This window comes from Paenibacillus sp. SAFN-054 (genome assembly GCF_051966755.1).
Lineage (GTDB): Bacteria > Bacillota > Bacilli > Paenibacillales > Paenibacillaceae > Paenibacillus_AQ.
Map to the genome: position 1 here is coordinate 157,478 of NZ_JBQCKS010000003.1, position 19,707 is coordinate 177,184.

Sequence of the window (19,707 nt, forward strand, 5' to 3'; positions counted from 1 at the left end):
CGCGTCGCCCCATGTGTTCGGATTATCGCATACATTTGCCTCGGTTACTGTCCGCGTCGCATCATGTATTCGAATTTTCGCATACATTCACCTAGTTACGTCTGCGCTGCCCCATGTATTCGTATTATCGCATACATTCCCCTTAGTTACTGTCCGCGTCGCCCCATGTATTCGTATTTTCGCATACATTCCCCTTAGTTACTGTCCGCGTCGCCCCATGTGTTCGGATTATCGCATACATTTGCCTCGGTTACTGTCCGCGTCGCATCATGTATTCGAATTTCCGCATACATTCGCCTCAGTTACAGTCCGCGCTGCCCCATTGTATTCGGATTATCGCATACATTGCCGCTGGTTTGCTGTTCCTGGAGCAGACGAAAAAGAAAATACCTATAAGTTTCAGGAGTATTTCCTGCGTGTCCTGCGTGTGCTGCGTGTGCCGAATCATTCAGCTCGTACGAATGCCTTCAAATGCGTTTGTTACTAATTGCTTTACATAAGGCTCATCCAACGCTTCGCCCGTCACAAGCAGACGATAGAATATCGGACCATAAATGAGATCAATGCAAATGCCAATATCGAGATGGCCCTTTAACTCCCCGCGCTGAACCCCTTTATCCAACAGACCTCTGGCCTCAAGCCGGCGGGGACGGAAGAAACGATCCCGGTAGGCCTCCGCCAAGCCGGAATCAAACTGCCCTTCGCCTAATAGCTGCGTGATGATGGTCCCCTCGCGGCTTGTCAAAAACCGGGTTAAATTCGTGGCGTGAATGAGAATATCGTTAAAAGTCGAGCCCGTATCCGGAACGGGCAGCCTGTCCGTGGCGGCATCCATAAATCCGTCCATGACCACGGCCGCCTTGTTAGGCCACCATTTATAGATCGTCGCCTTGCTTACTTGGGCGCGCTCGGCAATTTTATCCACGGTGACGGCTTGAAAGCCGTTCTCCAGCAATAGCTCATACGATGCGGATAGGATCGACTTTTGCGCTTCTACATTACGCGGTCGGCCTCTTTTTGCATTCATCATCAACATCTCCCTTCATTCTTATCTAATCCTGACAGCCAAAAAATAAACTATACGTTCAGTATACCCCTTATGAATAAAAAATAAAGTTGCGTCCGCCTATTTACAAAACTAAACGTTTAGTATATTATTCACTTATACAAATTAATGAACTAAACGTTTAGTATTTAATTAAATCGAGTAAGAGCCTCGGCCAATCAGAATGCCGAGTATCCCGCTTGTCCGCCAAGTCATGAAGGTGCAGATCGTTGTAACAAAACTATATTCTTATAAGGAGTGATCGAAAGTGATTAATGTAAAAGAGCAATCCAGCGAAAAAAATATCCCGGCATGGCTCATCCTGTTTCTGGCTGCTGCATGCGGCATTATCGTAGCCAACCTGTACTACGCACAGCCCCTGGTGGGGGTCATCAGCTCATCCATCGGCCTGCCCGAGGGCAGTTCCGGATTGATCGTGACGTTGACGCAGATCGGATATGTGGTCGGTTTGTTATTGATCGTCCCGCTGGGAGATATCGTGGAGAATCGGAAGCTGGTAGTCGCATCTTTGCTCCTTACGGGGGCTGCCCTTGCGGTCACGGCATTGTCCAAACAAGTGGTGCCATTCCTGGCTGCTTCGTTTGCCGTCGGTCTGGGTTCGGTCGCAGCGCAGGTACTTGTGCCTTTCGCGTCATACCTGGCTTCGGATTCTTCGCGCGGCCGCGTTGTCGGTAATGTCATGAGCGGTCTGCTGCTTGGTATTATGCTCTCGCGCCCTTTGTCCAGCCTGGTGGCTGACTTCCTGGGCTGGCATGCCGTATTCGCCTTGTCTGCAGCGGCGGTTATTATTCTGGCCATCGTACTGTCCAAAGTGCTGCCTGCACGGAAGCCCGTGACGAATACACGTTATGCGGCTCTGCTCGCTTCGATGTGGCATCTGCTGCGCACCACTCCGATCCTGCGCCGCCGGGCCGCTTACCATGCCTTCGTGTTTGCAACGTTCAGCTTGTTCTGGACCACGGTTCCGCAGCTGCTGTCCGGCCCGCTCTTTCACTTTTCACAGATGGACATTGCCTTGTTCGCTCTTGTCGGCGTCGCCGGAGCGGTTGCTGCACCTGTGGCCGGCCGTTTGGCTGACCGCGGCTGGACGAAGCCCGCAACAGGAATTGCGCTCGCCACGGTCGTCATTTCGATGCTGCTGCCGCTTGTGTTCCATATGGGCTCAATTGCCGGAATCGTTAGTCTCGTCGTTTCAGCCATTCTTTTGGACGCCGGCGTTTCCGCCAATCTTGTGCTTGGACAACGGGCGCTCTTCTCGTTGAGCCCGGAAACACGGAGCCGTCTGAATGGGCTCTTTATGGCGATCTTCTTCTTTGGCGGCGCTATCGGCTCTGCGGTTGGGGGATGGGCGTATGCCACGGGAGGATGGAGCGTCGCGTTATGGATCGGAATGGCTTTTCCGATCGTTGCCATCCTTTATTTTTCAACAGAGAAGAAGTAATCCGGGAATTGGGTATACGCAGGGAATGCGGATATAATGAGACGTAGAGTAATGACTTGAAGATGTCCCATAAGTGCCCGATCGACGAAGCAGTCGGCGTTCGGAGCCGCGGTTCATCATCAAGCGAGAATGTGGATTGAATATAAGTTGCCTCCCTCCGGTATTTGCGCCTCGATTAGGTAAAACCGAAGGGAGTTATACTAGAATAAGCAGTGAATAATCCACTCGAAAAAAGAAACTTAGGAGGGCCTACGTAAATGCGTAACGAAACAGGCTGGAATTTGGACAACAGCTATGCCCGTCTACCGGAATCATTCTATACCCGGATTCAACCGACTCCCGTACGTTCACCGAAGTTGGCCGTTCTCAATCAACCCCTGGCTGAATCCCTTGGCCTACTGGTTCAAAGGCTGCAAAGCGAGGCAGGCGTGTCGGTACTGGCAGGGAATGAAGTTCCGGAAGGCGCGGATCCTCTTGCACAAGCTTATGCGGGGCACCAGTTCGGCTATTTGAACATGCTGGGGGACGGCCGGGCGGTGCTGCTGGGTGAGCAGCTGACTCCCGGTGGCAAGAGGGTGGATATTCAGCTGAAGGGCTCAGGCAGAACGCCATACTCCCGCGGCGGAGACGGCAGGGCCGCACTTGGACCGATGCTGCGCGAATACATCATCAGCGAGGCGATGCACGCTTTGGGCATTCCCACGACACGCAGTCTTGCCGTCGTGGCAACCGGGCAGCCCATCACCCGCGAAAAGACCCTCCCGGGCGCTGTTCTGACCCGTGTTGCTGCCAGCCATATCCGCGTGGGCACTTTTCAATATGCAGCCCATCTGGGTGTGGAACAAGGGCTGCGGGCCCTTGCCGATTACACCATAGAGCGCCATTATCCCGAGGCTAAAGAGGCGGGAAATCGCTATCTGGCGCTGCTTGGGGAAGTGATCAAACGTCAGGCTTCGCTTATTGCCAAGTGGCAGCTCGTCGGGTTTATTCACGGGGTGATGAATACGGATAACATGGCCATCAGCGGCGAAACGATCGATTACGGTCCCTGCGCTTTCATGGATACCTATGACCCGGCCACGGTGTTCAGCTCCATCGATTCACAAGGCCGCTATGCATACGGCAACCAGCCGAACATTGCTGGCTGGAATCTTGCCCGCTTTGCCGAGACGCTGCTGCCGCTGCTGCATGAAGATCAGGAACAGGCCGTTCAGCTGGCGCAGAACGAGATAGCGAAATTTATGGACTTGTATCAAGGCGAATGGCTTAAGGGCATGAGAGCGAAGCTGGGAATATCGAATGAAGAAGACCAGGATGAACAACTCGCTGCTGATCTTCTCCGTCTGATGGAAGAATATCGTGCGGATTATACCAATACGTTCCGTGCATTAACCTTGGGTGCGATCGGAAGCGGAGAGCTGTTCGAGACTCCGGAGTTCACCGAATGGAAGGAGCGCTGGAATGCGAGACTCGCCAGACAAGAGCTATCCGAAGCCGCCTCCCGGCAGTTGATGCAAAGCAGCAATCCTGCGGTCATTCCGAGGAATCACCGGGTCGAGGCGGCTCTGGAGGCCGCAGCGGAACGCGAAGATTACAGCGTGATGGAGCAGCTGCTTGCCGTTCTGTCCAATCCGTACGCATACACCGCGGAGCAGGAGGAATACTGCGCGCTGCCTGTGTCGACCCAGCCTTACCGGACGTATTGCGGGACATAAGCGGGGCGGAGGTACTGCTGTCTGTCATGCTTTCTTTTGCCAGATGATTTCAAATCAATGCGGAGTATGGCAGGCGGTGAACGACATGAAAGACTCCTGGCTTTTTAGGATAGTTGAGCTTGTGATGATCCATAAGTAGGCGGCAGTACTGCGCAAAAAAACCAAGACCCAACCCTGTTCGAAGCAGCCGGGCCAAGGACTTGGTTTTTTTGCGCATCCAAAATGGCATATAACTATTATTTAATAGTGTATAAATTAGTGATATACTAATAAAAGGTTATCATTCATATAGAAAAGGTGTGTAACCGTTATTCTGGCTCGTTTGTGAGAGCGCCTACATCTTTTCTTCAAATATTAGCGTGTAAGGACGGTAAACATGAGTAACAGACAAACCGAAACAGACGTTATTTTAATTGGTGCCGGAATCATGAGTGCGACTCTCGGGACCATGCTGAAAGAATTAGTACCCGACTGGAACATTACCGTGTTTGAGAAGCTGGCAAGCCCAGGCGTCGAAAGCTCCAACGAATGGAATAACGCTGGAACGGGGCATGCTGCGCTGTGCGAGCTTAACTACACGACCGAAAAGCCGGATGGATCGATTGACATCAGCAAGGCGATCCATGTGAATGAGCAGTTTCAAGATTCCATGCAGTTTTGGTCTTATCTCGTTAAAAGTAACCTGATCCGTAATCCGCAAGATTTTATTATGCCATTGTCACATATGAGTTTAGTCCAAGGGGAGAAGGACGTCGCGTTTTTGAAGAAACGTTTTGAAACGATGTCGAACAATCCTCTGTTTCAAGGAATGGAATTTTCCGATGATCCGAAGAAACTGCGGGAATGGATTCCGCTCATTATGAAAGACCGTACATCGAATGAACCGATCGCAGCTACAAAAATGGACTCCGGAACGGACGTTAACTTTGGTGCTTTAACGCGCATGCTGTTCGATCACTTGAAAAATAAAAACGTCAACATCCATTACAAGCATGGCGTTGACGATATTAAACGCACAAGCGATGGCTTGTGGGAATTGAAAGTGCGTAATGCCGATAGCGGTCATGTTGAACGCCATACGGCCAAATTCGTCTTTATCGGCGGTGGCGGGGGAAGTCTGCCCCTGCTTCAAAAGTCGGGCATTCCGGAAGGAAAGCATATCGGAGGATTCCCGATCAGCGGTCTGTTCATGGTGTGTAACAACCCAGAGGTTATTGCCCAGCATCATGCCAAGGTATACGGCAAGGCCAAGGTAGGCGCGCCTCCGATGTCCGTTCCGCATCTGGACACCCGATTCATCGATCATAAAAAGACGCTGCTGTTCGGACCTTTCGCTGGCTTCTCGCCGAAGTTCCTGAAGACGGGTTCCATGTTCGATCTGCTCGGTTCCGTAAAACCGAACAATGTGTTCACGATGCTCGCCGCAGGCGCCAAGAACCTGTCGCTGACCAAATACCTGATCCAGCAGGTCATGCTGTCCAAGGAAAAGCGCATGGAAGAGCTGCGTGAGTTTATTCCAAACGCCAAAAGCGAAGACTGGGAACTGCTCGTAGCCGGCCAGCGCGTACAGGTCATCAAGGATACGGAAGCCGGAGGCAAAGGAACGCTCCAATTCGGCACGGAAGTGGTCAGCGCTGCAGACGGATCGATTGCCGCCTTGCTTGGCGCATCGCCGGGGGCTTCGACCGCGGTTTCCGTCATGATCGAAATCATCCAAAAGTGCTTCCCGCAGCATCTCAAAGCGTGGGAACCAAAGTTAAAAGAGATGATTCCTTCGTATGGCGTCAAATTGTTGAAGCATCCGGAACTAATTCGTGAAATCCACACTTCGACGGCACAGGCGCTCGGCCTTACGAAAGAGCTGCGCTCCGTCAAGTAGACGGTTACCCCTATATCATAACGAATGAAGCGGCCTTTATCCCCAGCTCGACGGGATAAAGGCCGTACTTGCTTTGTTCATCACCGAATAAGAGGTGCAACATGCTGATATCGGACCTGTGAATTATTGGGTGAACATTCGGATCAGGGAGATGAGCGCATGGAAGCAGGAACATTGGAAGGAAAACTTCGCTTTGTCACGGGGCAATGGCTCGATGCGAGCGGCGGGTCAATTGATACCTATCGCGCTCGGTGAAATGCAAATTTGCGGCAACGTATTCCATTCTACAATATAGTTACGGAAAAAGGGGGATCATTCATGTATATGGTATCTCGGCCAAAGCCGCTGCCGGTCAGCCATAATGGAGCGCTTGCGAAGGAAAACGAAGCCTTCTTTCCGCCAGGCTACCCGTTGTTTTTGCATCATTACGGGGAGGGCACCTATAGGGGCTGGATGAATGTGCAGCGGCCGGATACGGAGGTGCTTAAGCCTTTTGCCGAGTATGGCTTATGGGAGCATGACGAGGACAGTCCGATTACGGAGCGTCAGATCGGCGAGTGCACGGCCATAGGGACGACGGTGGACGGCGACTTTCTGGCGGTGCATGCCAAGACGGGGCAACTGCTCTGGCTGCCTCGGCACGGGGACCGCGTGACGGCGATTGCGCTGCAAACACGGGAGCCAGAAGGTGCGGAGACGTATGCGGCCGTGCTGGACGAGATTTATAGCCAGGTGTATGGAACTCCGCAAGCTGGGGCGGTTTATTATGAGCCGTGGACAGGTTCCCGGAATCACCAGTTTTTACGTTTGCCACCGGATCGGAGCGAGCTTACGCTGCCGGAGCTGGCTGGAAAGTGCCGGGAGGCCTTTCTGCCCGATCTCTCTATAGAAACCGAGTATAGCTGCCATTTGTTCTATCGGGAGCTGGGCGGATACGTACGTTTTAATCTGGCCTACGGGCAAGAGGTGGCCGTGATGTATGAACAGGATGAACAGCAGGCCTTTTCTGTTATAGAGAAGTGGCTGTTGGCGATGGGATGCGAAGCGTTGTAAGACAAAGAGGTTCTTCATGAGTAGTGAGCATAACGACGTTAAGCGAGTGCAGCAGCGAGCGGCACTCGCTTTTTTGATGCTCACCCCGGCATGGGGCCAGCTGAATTTTAAGATTTTACCATGTCGTAATACTTTCGCCCTGTTTACGCCGATTGATATGTGGGAAGATGAATCCATCAAAGGTTCAAGGTCATGGACCTGGCGAGCTTTTGATCCTCAGGCTATTGCGATCCTTCCTTCTATATTCAATTTGGTGAACTAGGGTCGCAGCTTCCCTGATGGAGTTTAAACCAGAGAGGAGGCGTCCAGGCTATCATATTCCTTCCTTCTATACTCCTTAAACCCTATTAGGGATATGGCTCTCCTGGACTCTTATCATGATGATGAATTCGATATATGTGAGAAGAGCAAACAAATTGATCGTTAACCAAGCCGAGGGAGTAAACCCACTCCCGGGGGCTTATCTGGCTACGGCTTTGAAAAATATTGAGGAGCTCGGATATACGTTCTCGCATGCTCTCATGCGTGCTTTACGGGCCTTGCCCAAAGAGCGATTCGAAGCGCTGTATCTGCAGCTGGTTGCCGACCTGAAGGTCATGGTGGGCGCACATGTAGAGTATCAGCCGATGTATTCAGGGTTTCCGATGCAGGTGATGGAGGAAGAAGAGGCGGTGCTGTATCTGAACGCCTTATATCATTATCTGACACTGGATTTGCCGGAGTATGAGGCTGCAAGCAGGCTTCCGCTGCCGGATAAGGGCCATCTGAAAGTGATTGATCTCGGCAGCACGGCCGAGTTTCATGTCCTGGTACGCCGAATCATAGAGGCTAAGACCTCCATCTCGGACGCAGACAAACAAGATATCGATGCCGTGTTCGAGTTGGCGGAACCGGAAGACCTGCAAGCGATTCTCCCGGAGGAAATTCCGTTCAAGGAGAACGCCGGCTTCGTGGCCGCGTCCCTTTTGAAGCATGATAAAGCGAATATGACGCTGATAGGACGCTATTTTAAGACGGCGACGGATGTCCTGCGTTTGGCTGTCGCTTGGTCGGATGGCGATGTCAGCTTGGCGGCGCCGGCTCGCTTCCGCAAATTCAAGCGGTCCGAGCGCCGGCTGCTGCTGGGTCTTCTGGAGCAATGCGGGTCGATTACGGAGGATATGCTCCGGTATAAGGAGCGCTGGATTCGGCTGGGCGAAATTTTGCATCCTTCCGAGTACAAGCACCGGTATATGCGCTGCGAGGAAGCTTTTGATATTTTGCGTAACGACAAGCCTTTCACGACCTTTAACGGAAGCGTTGAGCTGGCGTTCCAATATGATCAGATTTGGAACGCGCTCGATTTATTGATGCAGCGTCCGGGAGAATTCGCGCGCCGACTGGATCAGCTGCTGCGGTCGACGGAATACGCCGAATACGTCGTGCTGGCTTTCGGCGAGGTCGCAAGCCGGGTATCGACGCCGGTCCTGCTGCAGGTGAAGAACCATTTTGCCCACCGCCAAGAGCGGCAGAATCTGCGCGTCTTTTTCCCGAAAGGGAACGTGGCCAAGGCGTTTGCCGTTCCGGATAAGCTTCCTGGCATTGATGAAGCGGCATGCGCAGACATCGTGCATTGCTGCGAGGATACGCTGATCCAGCGTTTCGCCGCACTGCCGCCGCTCGGGAAGGCTTATGTCGACGAACGGTTGAAGGATTACCATGTGCCTTTCTCGCAGAGATCGGCAAGCAAGGCGCTGCATACGCTTGTACGGGGAAGCCGTGTGCCGATGCCGGAGGGGGATACCATCCGCTTCTTCAACTGGTGGAAAGAGGGGGAGGTCGGCGGAAAGCCCACGGGCCGCGTGGATATCGACCTGTCCGCCGTCATGTATGACCGCAACTGGCAGTATGTCGAGCATATCTCGTACACGAACCTTCGCTCTTCGAAGTACCTGGCCGTCCATAGCGGGGATATCGTGTCGGCGCCGCAGGGTGCATGCGAATTCATCGATCTGCACATTCCTTCGATCTTCGATTACGGCGGCCGTTATATCGTGGCTACCCTGCACTCGTTTACGAGCCAGCCGTACTGCGATTTGCCGGAATGCTTTACCGGCTGGATGATGCGCAAGAAGCCGGGCTCCGGAGAGATATTCGAGCCTAAGACGGTGGCGAATAAAATCGACGTCACAGCCGATACGCAGATTGCCATTCCCGTCATTATGGATCTGGTGGAACGCAAGGTCATCTGGACCGATCTGGCTTTGACGAGACATCCGCACTATTACAACAACGTCGAAGGAAACCAGAAGGGGATGGTTTTAATGGGCCAAGCGATGACGGCGCTGCGGAAACCGGACCTGTACGACTTATTTATGCTCCATGCGAAGGCCAGAGGGGAAATCGTGAATACGCCGGGTCAGGCGGATGCGACATTTTCGGTGGAACAGGGTGTCACACCGTTTGATATCGAGCACATTATGGCGGATTTCCTGGTTTGAGCATCCGTGCGCATGACGCCACTTAGCGGGAATAGATACGGAATTTTATCCCAAAAGCATGACAGATCGTCGCCGTTCCGGCCTGCCGGAGCGGCTTTTTATATGATCCATCCGAATCCTAACGATTCCTATTTTCCCCGTTGCGCTCGAATAAATATTCTGATAGTATTTAGACGTCCAATATTTTGATATCTAAATATTAGGTATACTACAAGTATAAAATGATGCCAAGATCCTCTGCGAACATGGCATCAACCTAATCGCAGCTCAAAGCTGCAGGATACGAGCGAATGGGGGAACGACAAACGTTATGAGTCACGACAAACGAAAAATTCACTACGCTTGGTGGATTTTGCTGGGGCTTTGCCTGATGGTTGGTCTGGGGAAAGCCGGATTAAATAACTCTGCCGGGCTTTTCTTGAAGCAGGTGTCAAATGAACTGGGCGTGGGAATGGGCAGCTTGTCCCTGTATTTCAGCGTATCAGCCATCATCACGATGATCTTCTTGCCGATTGGCGGTAAATTGATGGCGAAGTATGATACCCGGCTCATTTTGACGATTGCTATTATATTGCAGGCGGGGGCTTTTGCCGCGTTCGGCTTTATGCACTCCGTATGGGGCTGGTACATTCTGGCTGTCCCGCTGGCTGTGGGCGGCGTATTTATTACCGTCATCGCGGGTCCCGTGCTCATCAATCAATGGTTTAAGAAAAGCAAAGGATTGGCGCTTGGGATCATGGGTGCGGCCGGCGGCGTGCTTGGCGCGATTACCCAACCGGTTGTCGGCAACCTGATCGCGGGTCAAGGCTGGAGAGCTTCCTACATGATTGTCGGCATCGCAGTCATCATTATCGTGGTGCCGATCGTGATGCTGTTGATCAGAAAGTCACCGCAGGATAAGAAAACGCTTCCTTATGGAGCGGAATCAGCGGGCGGCGCTCATGAGGCCTCTGCCCATACATCAGCGGATGATAAAGGCGTGACGTTGGCTGCCGCCAGAAAGTCTTCCGCTTTCTATGCGCTTATCGCCTTTTTCTTTCTCATTACATCTGCGGCCAGCTTTTCGATGCATATTCCGACGTACCTAATGAACAAGGGATTTGATGTGTCTTTTGCCGGGAATGTCATGGCAACCAATATGATCGGCGTGCTGATCGGCTCGCTGTTGATCGGGTATGCAAGCGATAAAATCGGCACCCGGAACACGGCGATGGGAACCATGCTCCTTGGCATGCTGTCCATAGGGCTGTTGTTATTCTCGCCTTCGAGCACGGTCGTCATATCGATTGCCGTTCTGCTGTTCGGCTTGGTCTCTGCCTCTATCGGAACGCTTGGCCCGGCGCTTACATCAAGTTTGTTCGGCAATAAGGAGTACAGCCAGATATACTCCAACGCTTCCTTGGGACTGGCCATTTCATCGATCGTTGCTCTGCCGGCATACGGATTCGTATTTGATTACACCGGGAGCTATACGCCTGTATTGTATGCCATCGGAATCATGATGATTATTAATATCGTCTGCATCGGCATGGCCTTCAAAGGCAAGAAGAAGCTGGAGCAGGCAGGCTTGTGGAATTAACGCAGCAGGTATATGGACGGCGGTTCAATCAATGAATGAGAGGAGCATGCGAAATGGGTAAATTGGACAATAAAGTAGCAATAATTACGGGCGGGGCCTCGGGCATCGGTGAATGCATGGTGGATCTGTTCGCGCAGGAGGGCGCCATCGTGATTGCTGCTGATATTAACGAAGCAGCGCTGGAGCAGGCAAGCCGGAAACCGAATGTCTTCGGAATGAAGTTGAATGTGGCTTCGGATGACGATTGGCAGGCACTGGCGAAAGAAGTTCATGATCGCTGCGGCCGGATCGATATTCTGGTGAACAACGCGGGCATTTCTTCTGAGAAGCCTTACGAACAAATCAATGTGGAGGATTGGCAGAAAATGCTCTCCATTAATGGCTTTGGCCCGTTTGCGGGTATTAAGCATGTCGCGCCTTATATGGCTGCCAACAAGAAAGGCTCCATTATTAACATCTCTTCCTACACGGCGATGATCGGCCAGGGCTTTAACCATTACTCGGCGTCCAAGGGTGCTGTTCGCGCATTATCCAAAGCAGCCGCCACGACGTTCGGTCGTCAGGGTGTCCGGGTCAATGCCCTGTTCCCGGGGATTATCGAAACGCCGATGACCCAAGCCTTAAGCGCCTCTAAGGATTTACTGGGTCAACTGATTCAGGCCACGCCTCTGCAGCGGCTAGGTCAGCCGGATGATATCGCCAAGGCGGCATTGTTCCTGGCTTCCGACGATTCTTCTTATATTACCGGCTCCGAGCTGGTTATTGACGGTGGATACTCCGCCCAATAGCGTGTAAAATTGATGACAGTCCTTCGTTGAGGGGCTGTCGTTTTCTTTTTACAAGGAGGATTACATGGAAGAGCAGAGCATTTTTGAACTTATTCACAACATGGAGAATTTTACGAATAAATTGATCGTTCAGTGGAACAAAACATTCAACGAGGACCTCGGCGTTTCCCATGTGCTCGTGCTCGGGCACTTGAAGCAAAACGGACCGAGCCGGCCGTCGGACATCGCAAAAGCGCTGGGGCTTACCCCGCCTACGCTCAGTTATTTATCGGACAAGCTTGTCGCGAAGAAATTAGCCGTCAGAAGCGTCCACGAGTCGGATCGGCGCATTGTGTATTTGGAGATCACGGATCAGGGCGCCGAAGTGTTGAAACGGGCGACATTGGAAGGACAAAGGCTGAAGAGAGACTTGTTCGCGAAGCTAAACGAGCAGGATCGGATACAGATGACGGAGATTTATAAAAGGCTGAACAAGGAGCTCATGGAATCCGGATTTCCATCCTAAAGAAAAGGTATGATGTAGTGAAAGGCTCGACTTAATCCCTGCACCGGAGGGAATTATAGGATGGAGTCTGCCTTAAGATAGCGGGCTTTTGCTTTTCGTGCCATACGTTCCGCACCTATAAAAGATTGCAGCAACCTAAGAATATACAGAACGGAAGGTGCTTCAAATGCTACGCAACATTGCAAGTCGGGTGTATTACATGCCGCATGTGCAGGAGACAGACCGCCCGACGCTGGGACTGATCTGCGGGGACGACTACAGCGTGCTCGTCGATTCGGGCAATTCGCCTGCGCATGCCAAGGATTTGCTGAAGCTGGTCCACAGCATGCATATCGCGCCGGTGAGGTTCGTCATCATCACGCACTGGCATTGGGATCACATTTTCGGCATGAAAACGATAGATTTACCGGCCATTAGCCATGAGGATACGAAAAAAAGAATACAATATTTGAAGACCCTGAAATGGGACGATGCCTCTCTGGATGCACGGGTCGCGACAGGCGAGGAAATTGAATTTTGCAGGGATATGATTAAGCGCGAAATGCCTGTCAGGGATCATTTGGAGCTTAAATCGCCGGAGCTTGCGTTCGAAGACCGCCTCGAGCTGAACCTGGGTGGCGTCACCTGCATCGTTGAACATGTGGGAGGCGTTCATGCGCGGGATTCGTCTATCGTATACATTCCGGAGGCCCAAACGATGTTTCTCGGGGACTGCATCTATCAGGACTTTTATAGCGGCGATTGGAGCTATGATAGGCAGGAACTGGGCATCCTACTGGATAAGATCAGAAAGTACGATGCAAAATGGTATTTGACGGGGCATCAGGCTCCGAAATCCCGAGCGGACATGTGGCGTCTTCTGGACGACCTGTCCCGGATTGGGGAAATCGTAGGAGACGAAACTTCCCTGGAACAGGCTGCAGCCAGGTTTCAAGAGGTACGGAAGGAAGCGCCGGATGAGGAGCAGTCCGAGTACATCCGCAACTTTGTAAGCGGGAACCGAAAGAAGTTTTTACGAAGCGAAGCCAAATAAATGCACTAATAAAGGGGAGATCAGCACGGATGCTGATCTCCCCTTTTTGACGACAAGCGGCCTAGGTTACTTTTTTCCTTTGCGGACCTTCAGCAGCTTGCCTTTGACCGTGGTGTTCTGCATCATTTCGAGCACGAGCGGCCCTTTGCCGTTCAGAATCTCCACGTCCGTCACAAAATCAAGGATGGTAATAATCCCGATGTCGTCTGCGGTTACCCCGTCCAGCTTCGCAATCGTTCCGACAAAGTCTACCGCGCGGAGCTTTTTCTTCTTGCCGCCATTGAAGTTCAGCTTCATGATCTGTTTGTTTAACTGCTCGCGCTTGTCTTTTTTCGGTTCAGGCTTGAACTTCAGCTTCTTCTCGAAATCTCCCCGGTGACGATCCACGTCCTCTGCAGATGGAGCTTCCATCCTCGGTATCTCAAATCCGATATAGGCTTCGATTTCGGCTAATCGATGGGCATCCCTTGACGTCACGAACGTGATGGCTTTGCCTGTCTTGCCTGCCCGCCCGGTACGTCCCGTGCGGTGGACATAACTCTCCTTCTCCAGCGGAATATCATAGTTGATCACATGCGTTATGTTCGTAATATCGATGCCTCTTGCGGCGACATCGGTCGCAATCAGGTAACGGAATTGGCCTCTGCGGAACGCATTCATCACTTCGAACCGCTCGTCCTGTTCCATTCCGCCATGAATGCGGTCGCATGGATAACCGAGGTCGGCCAGTTCTCTGAACAGTCCGTCGACATGTTCCTGCGTGCGGCAGAACATGATGCAGCTGTCCGGGTTCTCGACGATCAGCACGTCCTGAAGAAGGGCCAGCTTGTCCGCTTCTTTGACCTGGATCAGCGCGTGTTCGATCGTCGCCGTCGTCAGGCCGCTCGCCTCAATCTCGATTGAAACGGGATCATCCATATATTCTCGGGCGAGCCGTTCCACATCTTCAGGAAACGTAGCGGAAAACAGCATTGTAACCCGGTCTTGGGGCAGCGCCTGAATGATCGATTGAACCTGTTCGATAAAACCCATGTTCAGCATCTCATCGGCCTCGTCGATGACCAGATAAGCGATCCGGTCCAGCGCCAGCGTGCCGCGCTCAATATGATCCAGCACGCGCCCCGGCGTACCGACGACCATATGAGTTCTTTGCTTGAGCTCCGCCTTTTGTATGTGAAAAGGATGCCTTCCAAAAAGCGGCGTCGCCTTAATCCGCTTAAAGCGTCCAATATTGGAGAGATCTTCGTTCACCTGCAGCGCAAGTTCGCGGGTTGGCGTCAGAATCAAGGCTTGCGGTTTATTCTCGTTCCAGTCGACGAGCTCGCAGAGCGGAATTCCATACGCGGCGGTTTTGCCGCTGCCGGTTTGCGATTTGACAACCAGGTCGCGCTTCCCAAGGGCAACAGGGAGCACTTTCGTCTGAACCTCCGTGGGCGTGTCAAAGCCCAGGTCACTCAGCGCCCGCAGGATTTCCTGGCTTAATGGATAATCTGTAAAGGACTTTGCCGTCATATTTAACCTCTTCTACTTTGATATTCGAATGCTTGTAACCCATTCCCAAACGTTAATCTTCTATATACTGCTCCATTATACTCGAATCCCGGCATTTTTATCGGTACATTCCTGAAAAGGATCAGGAGCGCTTCAGCGCTCACATGCCTGCCTTCACATAATACCCTCGCTTCGTTCATATTCAGTTCATAAAAGTATCTTATGATCCCTTATGTAAACAGCAAAGCAACCGGCAACCGTGTGGGCCTAAGAAGAACGACGCGGTAATATCCGTCTGGCGGACGGAGGTTACTTTCCGGTGCAGGTCCATGTTAGAAATAGCGAATGCGAATTACAGTGATGACGGAAGAGGAGGGTTCTTAAATGAACAATAGGAACGGAATGGAACGAAAAGCGTCCCAAAGCGAATGGGCCGTCGAAGCACGCGGGCTCGTCAAGAATTTCGGGGATAACCGGGCGGTGGACGGAGTGGATTTGAACGTGCGCGCCGGCAAGATCTATGGCGTGCTGGGGCCGAACGGGGCAGGGAAGACCACCACGATCCGCATGCTGGCGACCCTGCTGCGGGCCGACGTGGGCACGACGCGCATCTTCGGGTACGACGTGGCGAAGGATCCCAATATCGTGCGCCAGCTGATTGGCGTCACCGGACAGTACGCCTCCGTGGATGAGTCGCTTAGCGCGACCGAGAATCTGATCATTTTCTCCCGGCTTCTGGGGCTTAGCCGCATGGAAGCGAAGCGCAAGGCAGCAGAGCTGCTGGAGGAATTCAGCTTGACGGAGGCTGCGAAGCGCCCGCTCAAGAACTTCTCCGGCGGCATGCGGCGCCGGCTGGATTTGGCGGCAAGCCTCATCGCGCAGCCGCCTCTGATCTTCCTGGATGAGCCGACGACGGGGCTGGATCCAAGGACGCGCAATCAAATGTGGGATACGATCCGCCGCTTGGTTCAAACGGGGTCTACCGTGCTGTTAACGACACAGTATTTGCAGGAGGCCGATGAGCTTGCGGACCGGATTGCCGTGATCGACCGCGGACGGGTGGTCGCCGAGGGCACCGTGAATGAGCTGAAAGCGTCCGTAGGCACCTCGTCCCTGCACCTTGGCATCAAGCATCCACAGGACATCCAAGAAGCCCGCCGGACGGTGGAGCGGGTGCTGAAGGTCCAGTCGGCGGTGTCGCCGGAAGGCGGCCGGATAACGGCTCCGATGGCGGATGCCGACCGGGTGACGGACCTGCTGATCGCTCTGCGCGAAGCCGGCATTCCGCTCGCGGAGATGAGCGTGCAGAAGCCGACCCTGGACGAAGTTTTCCTCACTATTACCGGCCACGGGGCCGACGGGGATGCTCCGAAGGCATCCGATGAAGCGAAGGAGGCAAGTGCATGAACACGACGACGACCACAATAACCAAGAACGCGAATCGCCAGCTGCGCGGCAGAACAAGCTTGGGGCAATCGATACGCAATTCGCTCACGATGGCTTATCGCGGCCTGCTGAAGATACGGCGCACGCCAGAGCAGCTGTTTGACGTGACGCTGCAGCCGATTATTTTCACCTTGATGTTCACCTATATTTTTGGCGGGGCCATTTCCGGAGACGTTCAGAGCTATCTGCCCTTAATCATTCCGGGCATCCTTGTGCAGACTGTCATCACCACCTCGGTCGTCACCGGCGTCCAGCTCCGGGAGGATATGGATAAGGGCGTATTCGACCGGTTCAAGTCGCTGCCGATCGCACGCATCGCCCCGCTTGCAGGTGCACTGCTGGCGGACACGGTGCGGTATACGATCGCGACCGTCCTGACGTTCGGCATGGGATATGTCATGGGTTATCGCCCGGAAGGCGGGCTCGGCTTCGTCGCTCTCGCAGCCCTGCTCGTGATTGCATGCTCCTGGGCGATCAGCTGGATCTTTGCCTTCTTCGGCGTCATTGCGCGTACGGCTTCAAGCGTACAGGGCATTTCGATGATCGTGCTGTTTCCGCTTACGTTCCTCTCCAATGCTTTCGTCCCTGCGGATACCCTGCCGAGCTGGCTGCAGTGGTTCGCGAAGATCAACCCGATCTCGCACCTTGTGACGGCCGTGAGAGATTTGACCAACTCGGGCACCGCGGGCTGGGACTTAGGCATCTCCCTGATCGGGGCCGCCGTCATCGTGGCCATCTTCGCACCCATTACGGTGCGTGCCTATATGAGACGGACGTAAACCAACGAAGAATGAAGAAAGTACGATGAATAGCATTTCATCCTGAGGGGCTTATATAGCCCTTCTTTTTCATATTCTTCTTTGCAGGGCCGGCCAAGCTGGAGCCGCCTACACCGTTAATGTTATACTTGAAAAAAGGCTTAAATTGGGAGGCATGCACGGTGAGAGAAGATCTTTTGGCACAGCTGGATGCGTGGCATGAAGAAGATGAATACGGGAAAATCGTTGATGCGATCATGGAGATTCCCGAGGAGGAACGGGATTATGAGCTGGTCAGCCATTTGGGAAGAGCGCTGAATAACCTTGAGCAGTATGAAGAAGCGGTAGCGCAGTTCTTAACTATTGCAGAAGAGGGCAAGGAGGACCCGCTTTGGCACTATCGGATCGGACTGGCTTACTATTATCTGGATCGCTACGAGGAAGCGCTTGGAGCATTCGAAGCTGCGCATGAGCTTGATCCCGGGGATGAGGATACGCTGGAGTTCCTGGAAGATATCCGGAGCAAGCTTTCCGAGGAGACAGACGAAGAACAAGATGAAGATCAGGAGGAAGATGATGCGGCATTCGATCTGCCGGGGGAACCTTCCGCAGAACCGGTCGTTCCGGCAACTGCGGCAGAGCCTCTCGTCACCGCCGATTTGGACGTGCCGGTGGAAGCATCCGGCTTCTGGAACGACACTCCGCAGGCAATAGAGCTCTATGTATCCGAGCCGCCAATGGACGAAACGATCTCTGCCGTGGAAGAGAAGCTTGTGTTCAAGCTGCCGGCCTCCTATATCGAGATGATGAAGGTACATAACGGGGGCATTCCCCACAACCGCTGCTTTCCGATCGCGGAGGCTGCATCCGGAGGCGCGGCGTATATTACGATTTCCGGCATTCTCGGGATCGGATTCGATAAAAAGTACTCGCTGTGCGGAGAGATGGGCAGCCGGTCTGTCATTGAAAACGGCGGCTATCCCGAAATCGGCGTCATGATTTGTCCTGCCGATTCGGGCATCGTGATGCTCGATTACCGTGAATCCTTGAACGACGGGGAACCTGAGGTGGTATACGTCGATAAAGAAAACGGCCACAAGGTTACGAAGCTGGCTGCGAATTTCGAAGCTTTTATCAGCGGATTAGTGCATGAGCGGAGCTGCGTGCAGTAAAGCTGACTTATCCTAATGAGCCACTCCATGAACGGAGTGGCTTTTCCGTTTATCATCGTTTTCTCTTGACCCTCACACTAATGTCACGGTTTATAATGATTGCGAAATGAACATTCAGGAGGCATGAATCATGAAAATCGGGGAGCTATCGGCATGTACGGGAGTCAGCATCCGCTCGCTTCGTTATTACGAGCAGCAGGGCTTGCTGACACCGATCCGGCTGGAGAACGGGTACCGGGAATATTCGCCGTTTGCGGAAGAACAGGTACGGACGATCCAATTGTACCTCAATCTCGGGCTGTCGACGGAGCAGATCGCCGGTTTTCTGCACTGCGTCCTGAAGAACAAGGAATCGTTCTGCCAAGAAATCGTTCCGGTATACCGCCAAAAGCTGGAGGAGATCGACGGGCAAATCAAACTGCTGCAGAGCATCAAATCCAATCTGGAGGAGAGAATGCGGTCGATTATGGAAGAACAACCGAGCCATGAGAGGGAGGAATGAACATGAGTGTGCAGACCATTAGCGCAGACCATTTTGAGCATGCGATTCAGGAAAAGGAATTGACGTTCGTCGATTTCGTCACGCCGTGGTGCCCGCCCTGCAAAACGCTGCTCCCCATTCTGGAGGAGATGGTACAGGAGGAGGAGCATCGCTTGTCGATCGTCAAAGTGGACTGCAACGAGTCGCCGGAGCTTGCCGCGAAGTTCGGCGTCATGGGTACGCCGACCGTCATCGTGTTTCATAAAGGCGAGCCCGTGGATAAATTGGTCGGACTTCGGCCCAAGAGCGTGTATCAAGCAGCGCTTTCGCGGTATGCGTAACGGAAGATAACGGTCATCTGCGGATGGATGCCGCCGACTCTGGGCATGTTATATTAAAAATATGTTCCGGGAGTGAGCGAAGCAATGTCCAGAAGAAACCGAAAATACGCGGTGCCGGGAGCCGAACGCGGAATGCAGGCCTTCAAGGCCGAAGTGATGAAGCGCGAGGGCTATGATGTCGATCCGGATCGTCCGGATGACGTGAAATACGAGGTCGCCAGAGAATTGGGAGTCCCGCTGAAGCAAGGCGGCAACGGAGAACTGTCTACCGAATCGGCCGGACAGATCGGCGGCAAAATCGGCGGGTCCATGGTTCGCGAAATGGTCCGGCTTGCCCAGCAGCAGATGGCGAATCAAGAACGCGAGTAGTTACTCCTTAATACAAAACCCCCGAATGGCAGTAAGAAGTCTGCCGTTTGGGGGTTTTTCACACCTGGCTGTAAGAATTCCGCATGGAGTCAAGGAAATGCGGGATAATC

The 19,707-nt window shown here is 53.0% G+C and carries 18 protein-coding genes; 16 read left to right on the top strand and 2 right to left on the bottom strand.

The genetic code is table 11. The features are described from left to right. Positions 1–448: 448 nt before the first annotated feature. A complete protein-coding gene (locus ACTHPM_RS16595) occupies positions 449–1,027 on the bottom strand; it encodes a TetR/AcrR family transcriptional regulator (RefSeq protein ID WP_440396667.1) in 579 nt (192 codons plus the stop codon). 289 nt (positions 1,028–1,316) lie between these two features. Between ACTHPM_RS16595 and ACTHPM_RS16600 the strand changes: the two genes are divergently transcribed. From ACTHPM_RS16600 to ACTHPM_RS16645, 10 genes are all read left to right on the top strand, one after another. After that, the gene (locus ACTHPM_RS16600) at positions 1,317–2,507 is read left to right on the top strand and encodes an MFS transporter (protein WP_440396818.1); all 1,191 of its coding nucleotides are present in this window, start codon (positions 1,317–1,319) and stop codon (positions 2,505–2,507) included. A gap of 257 nt (positions 2,508–2,764) precedes the next feature. After that, positions 2,765–4,222: a protein adenylyltransferase SelO gene (locus ACTHPM_RS16605; RefSeq protein WP_440396665.1), complete on the top strand. Its 1,458-nt coding sequence runs from the start codon at positions 2,765–2,767 to the stop codon at positions 4,220–4,222. 376 nt (positions 4,223–4,598) lie between these two features. Next, positions 4,599–6,101, top strand: a complete 1,503-nt coding sequence (gene mqo / locus ACTHPM_RS16610; protein WP_440396663.1) for a malate dehydrogenase (quinone) — start codon at positions 4,599–4,601, stop codon at positions 6,099–6,101. Between the two features lie 318 nt (positions 6,102–6,419). Further along, complete coding sequence (locus ACTHPM_RS16615) at positions 6,420–7,154, top strand: hypothetical protein (protein ID WP_440396661.1); 735 nt, start codon at positions 6,420–6,422, stop codon at positions 7,152–7,154. A 16-nt stretch (positions 7,155–7,170) separates the two neighbouring features. Further along, positions 7,171–7,416 (top strand): hypothetical protein, encoded by a 246-nt coding sequence (locus tag ACTHPM_RS16620; RefSeq protein WP_440396659.1) that lies wholly within the window; start codon positions 7,171–7,173, stop codon positions 7,414–7,416. Positions 7,417–7,531: 115 nt separating this feature from the next. After that, positions 7,532–9,634 carry a TerD family protein gene (locus tag ACTHPM_RS16625; RefSeq protein WP_440396657.1) on the top strand — a complete coding sequence of 701 codons (2,103 nt, stop codon included), beginning with the start codon at positions 7,532–7,534 and terminating at the stop codon, positions 9,632–9,634. Positions 9,635–9,944: 310 nt separating this feature from the next. After that, positions 9,945–11,213: an MFS transporter gene (locus ACTHPM_RS16630; RefSeq protein ID WP_440396656.1), complete on the top strand. Its 1,269-nt coding sequence runs from the start codon at positions 9,945–9,947 to the stop codon at positions 11,211–11,213. A gap of 53 nt (positions 11,214–11,266) precedes the next feature. Then, on the top strand, positions 11,267–12,001 hold the full coding sequence (locus ACTHPM_RS16635; RefSeq protein ID WP_440396654.1) for an SDR family NAD(P)-dependent oxidoreductase: 735 nt from the start codon (positions 11,267–11,269) through the stop codon (positions 11,999–12,001). A 64-nt stretch (positions 12,002–12,065) separates the two neighbouring features. Further along, entirely contained in the window at positions 12,066–12,506 is a 441-nt protein-coding gene (locus ACTHPM_RS16640; protein ID WP_440396652.1) for a MarR family winged helix-turn-helix transcriptional regulator, read from the top strand. A gap of 166 nt (positions 12,507–12,672) precedes the next feature. Then, entirely contained in the window at positions 12,673–13,539 is an 867-nt protein-coding gene (locus ACTHPM_RS16645; protein ID WP_440396650.1) for an MBL fold metallo-hydrolase, read from the top strand. Between the two features lie 66 nt (positions 13,540–13,605). On the opposite strand, the gene ACTHPM_RS16650 is transcribed toward ACTHPM_RS16645, so the two are convergent. Next, complete coding sequence (locus tag ACTHPM_RS16650) at positions 13,606–15,051, bottom strand: DEAD/DEAH box helicase (RefSeq protein ID WP_440396649.1); 1,446 nt, start codon at positions 15,049–15,051, stop codon at positions 13,606–13,608. A gap of 363 nt (positions 15,052–15,414) precedes the next feature. Here ACTHPM_RS16650 and ACTHPM_RS16655 point away from each other — a divergent pair, with 363 nt between their 5' ends. The 6 genes from ACTHPM_RS16655 (at position 15,415) to ACTHPM_RS16680 (ending at position 19,597) form a co-directional block, all read left to right on the top strand. Then, entirely contained in the window at positions 15,415–16,437 is a 1,023-nt protein-coding gene (locus tag ACTHPM_RS16655; protein WP_440396647.1) for an ATP-binding cassette domain-containing protein, read from the top strand. Continuing rightward, positions 16,434–17,255 carry an ABC transporter permease gene (locus tag ACTHPM_RS16660; RefSeq protein ID WP_440396646.1) on the top strand — a complete coding sequence of 274 codons (822 nt, stop codon included), beginning with the start codon at positions 16,434–16,436 and terminating at the stop codon, positions 17,253–17,255. The genes ACTHPM_RS16655 and ACTHPM_RS16660 overlap by 4 nt, the downstream gene beginning before the upstream one ends. Positions 17,256–17,416: 161 nt before the next feature. Further along, positions 17,417–18,406 (top strand): SMI1/KNR4 family protein, encoded by a 990-nt coding sequence (locus ACTHPM_RS16665; protein WP_440396645.1) that lies wholly within the window; start codon positions 17,417–17,419, stop codon positions 18,404–18,406. A gap of 130 nt (positions 18,407–18,536) precedes the next feature. Next, positions 18,537–18,908 carry a MerR family transcriptional regulator gene (locus ACTHPM_RS16670; RefSeq protein ID WP_440396644.1) on the top strand — a complete coding sequence of 124 codons (372 nt, stop codon included), beginning with the start codon at positions 18,537–18,539 and terminating at the stop codon, positions 18,906–18,908. A gap of 2 nt (positions 18,909–18,910) precedes the next feature. Continuing rightward, entirely contained in the window at positions 18,911–19,228 is a 318-nt protein-coding gene (locus tag ACTHPM_RS16675; RefSeq protein ID WP_440396643.1) for a thioredoxin family protein, read from the top strand. A gap of 84 nt (positions 19,229–19,312) precedes the next feature. Beyond that, complete coding sequence (locus ACTHPM_RS16680; protein ID WP_440396641.1) at positions 19,313–19,597, top strand: alpha/beta-type small acid-soluble spore protein; 285 nt, start codon at positions 19,313–19,315, stop codon at positions 19,595–19,597. The last annotated feature ends 110 nt before the right edge of the window (positions 19,598–19,707 follow it).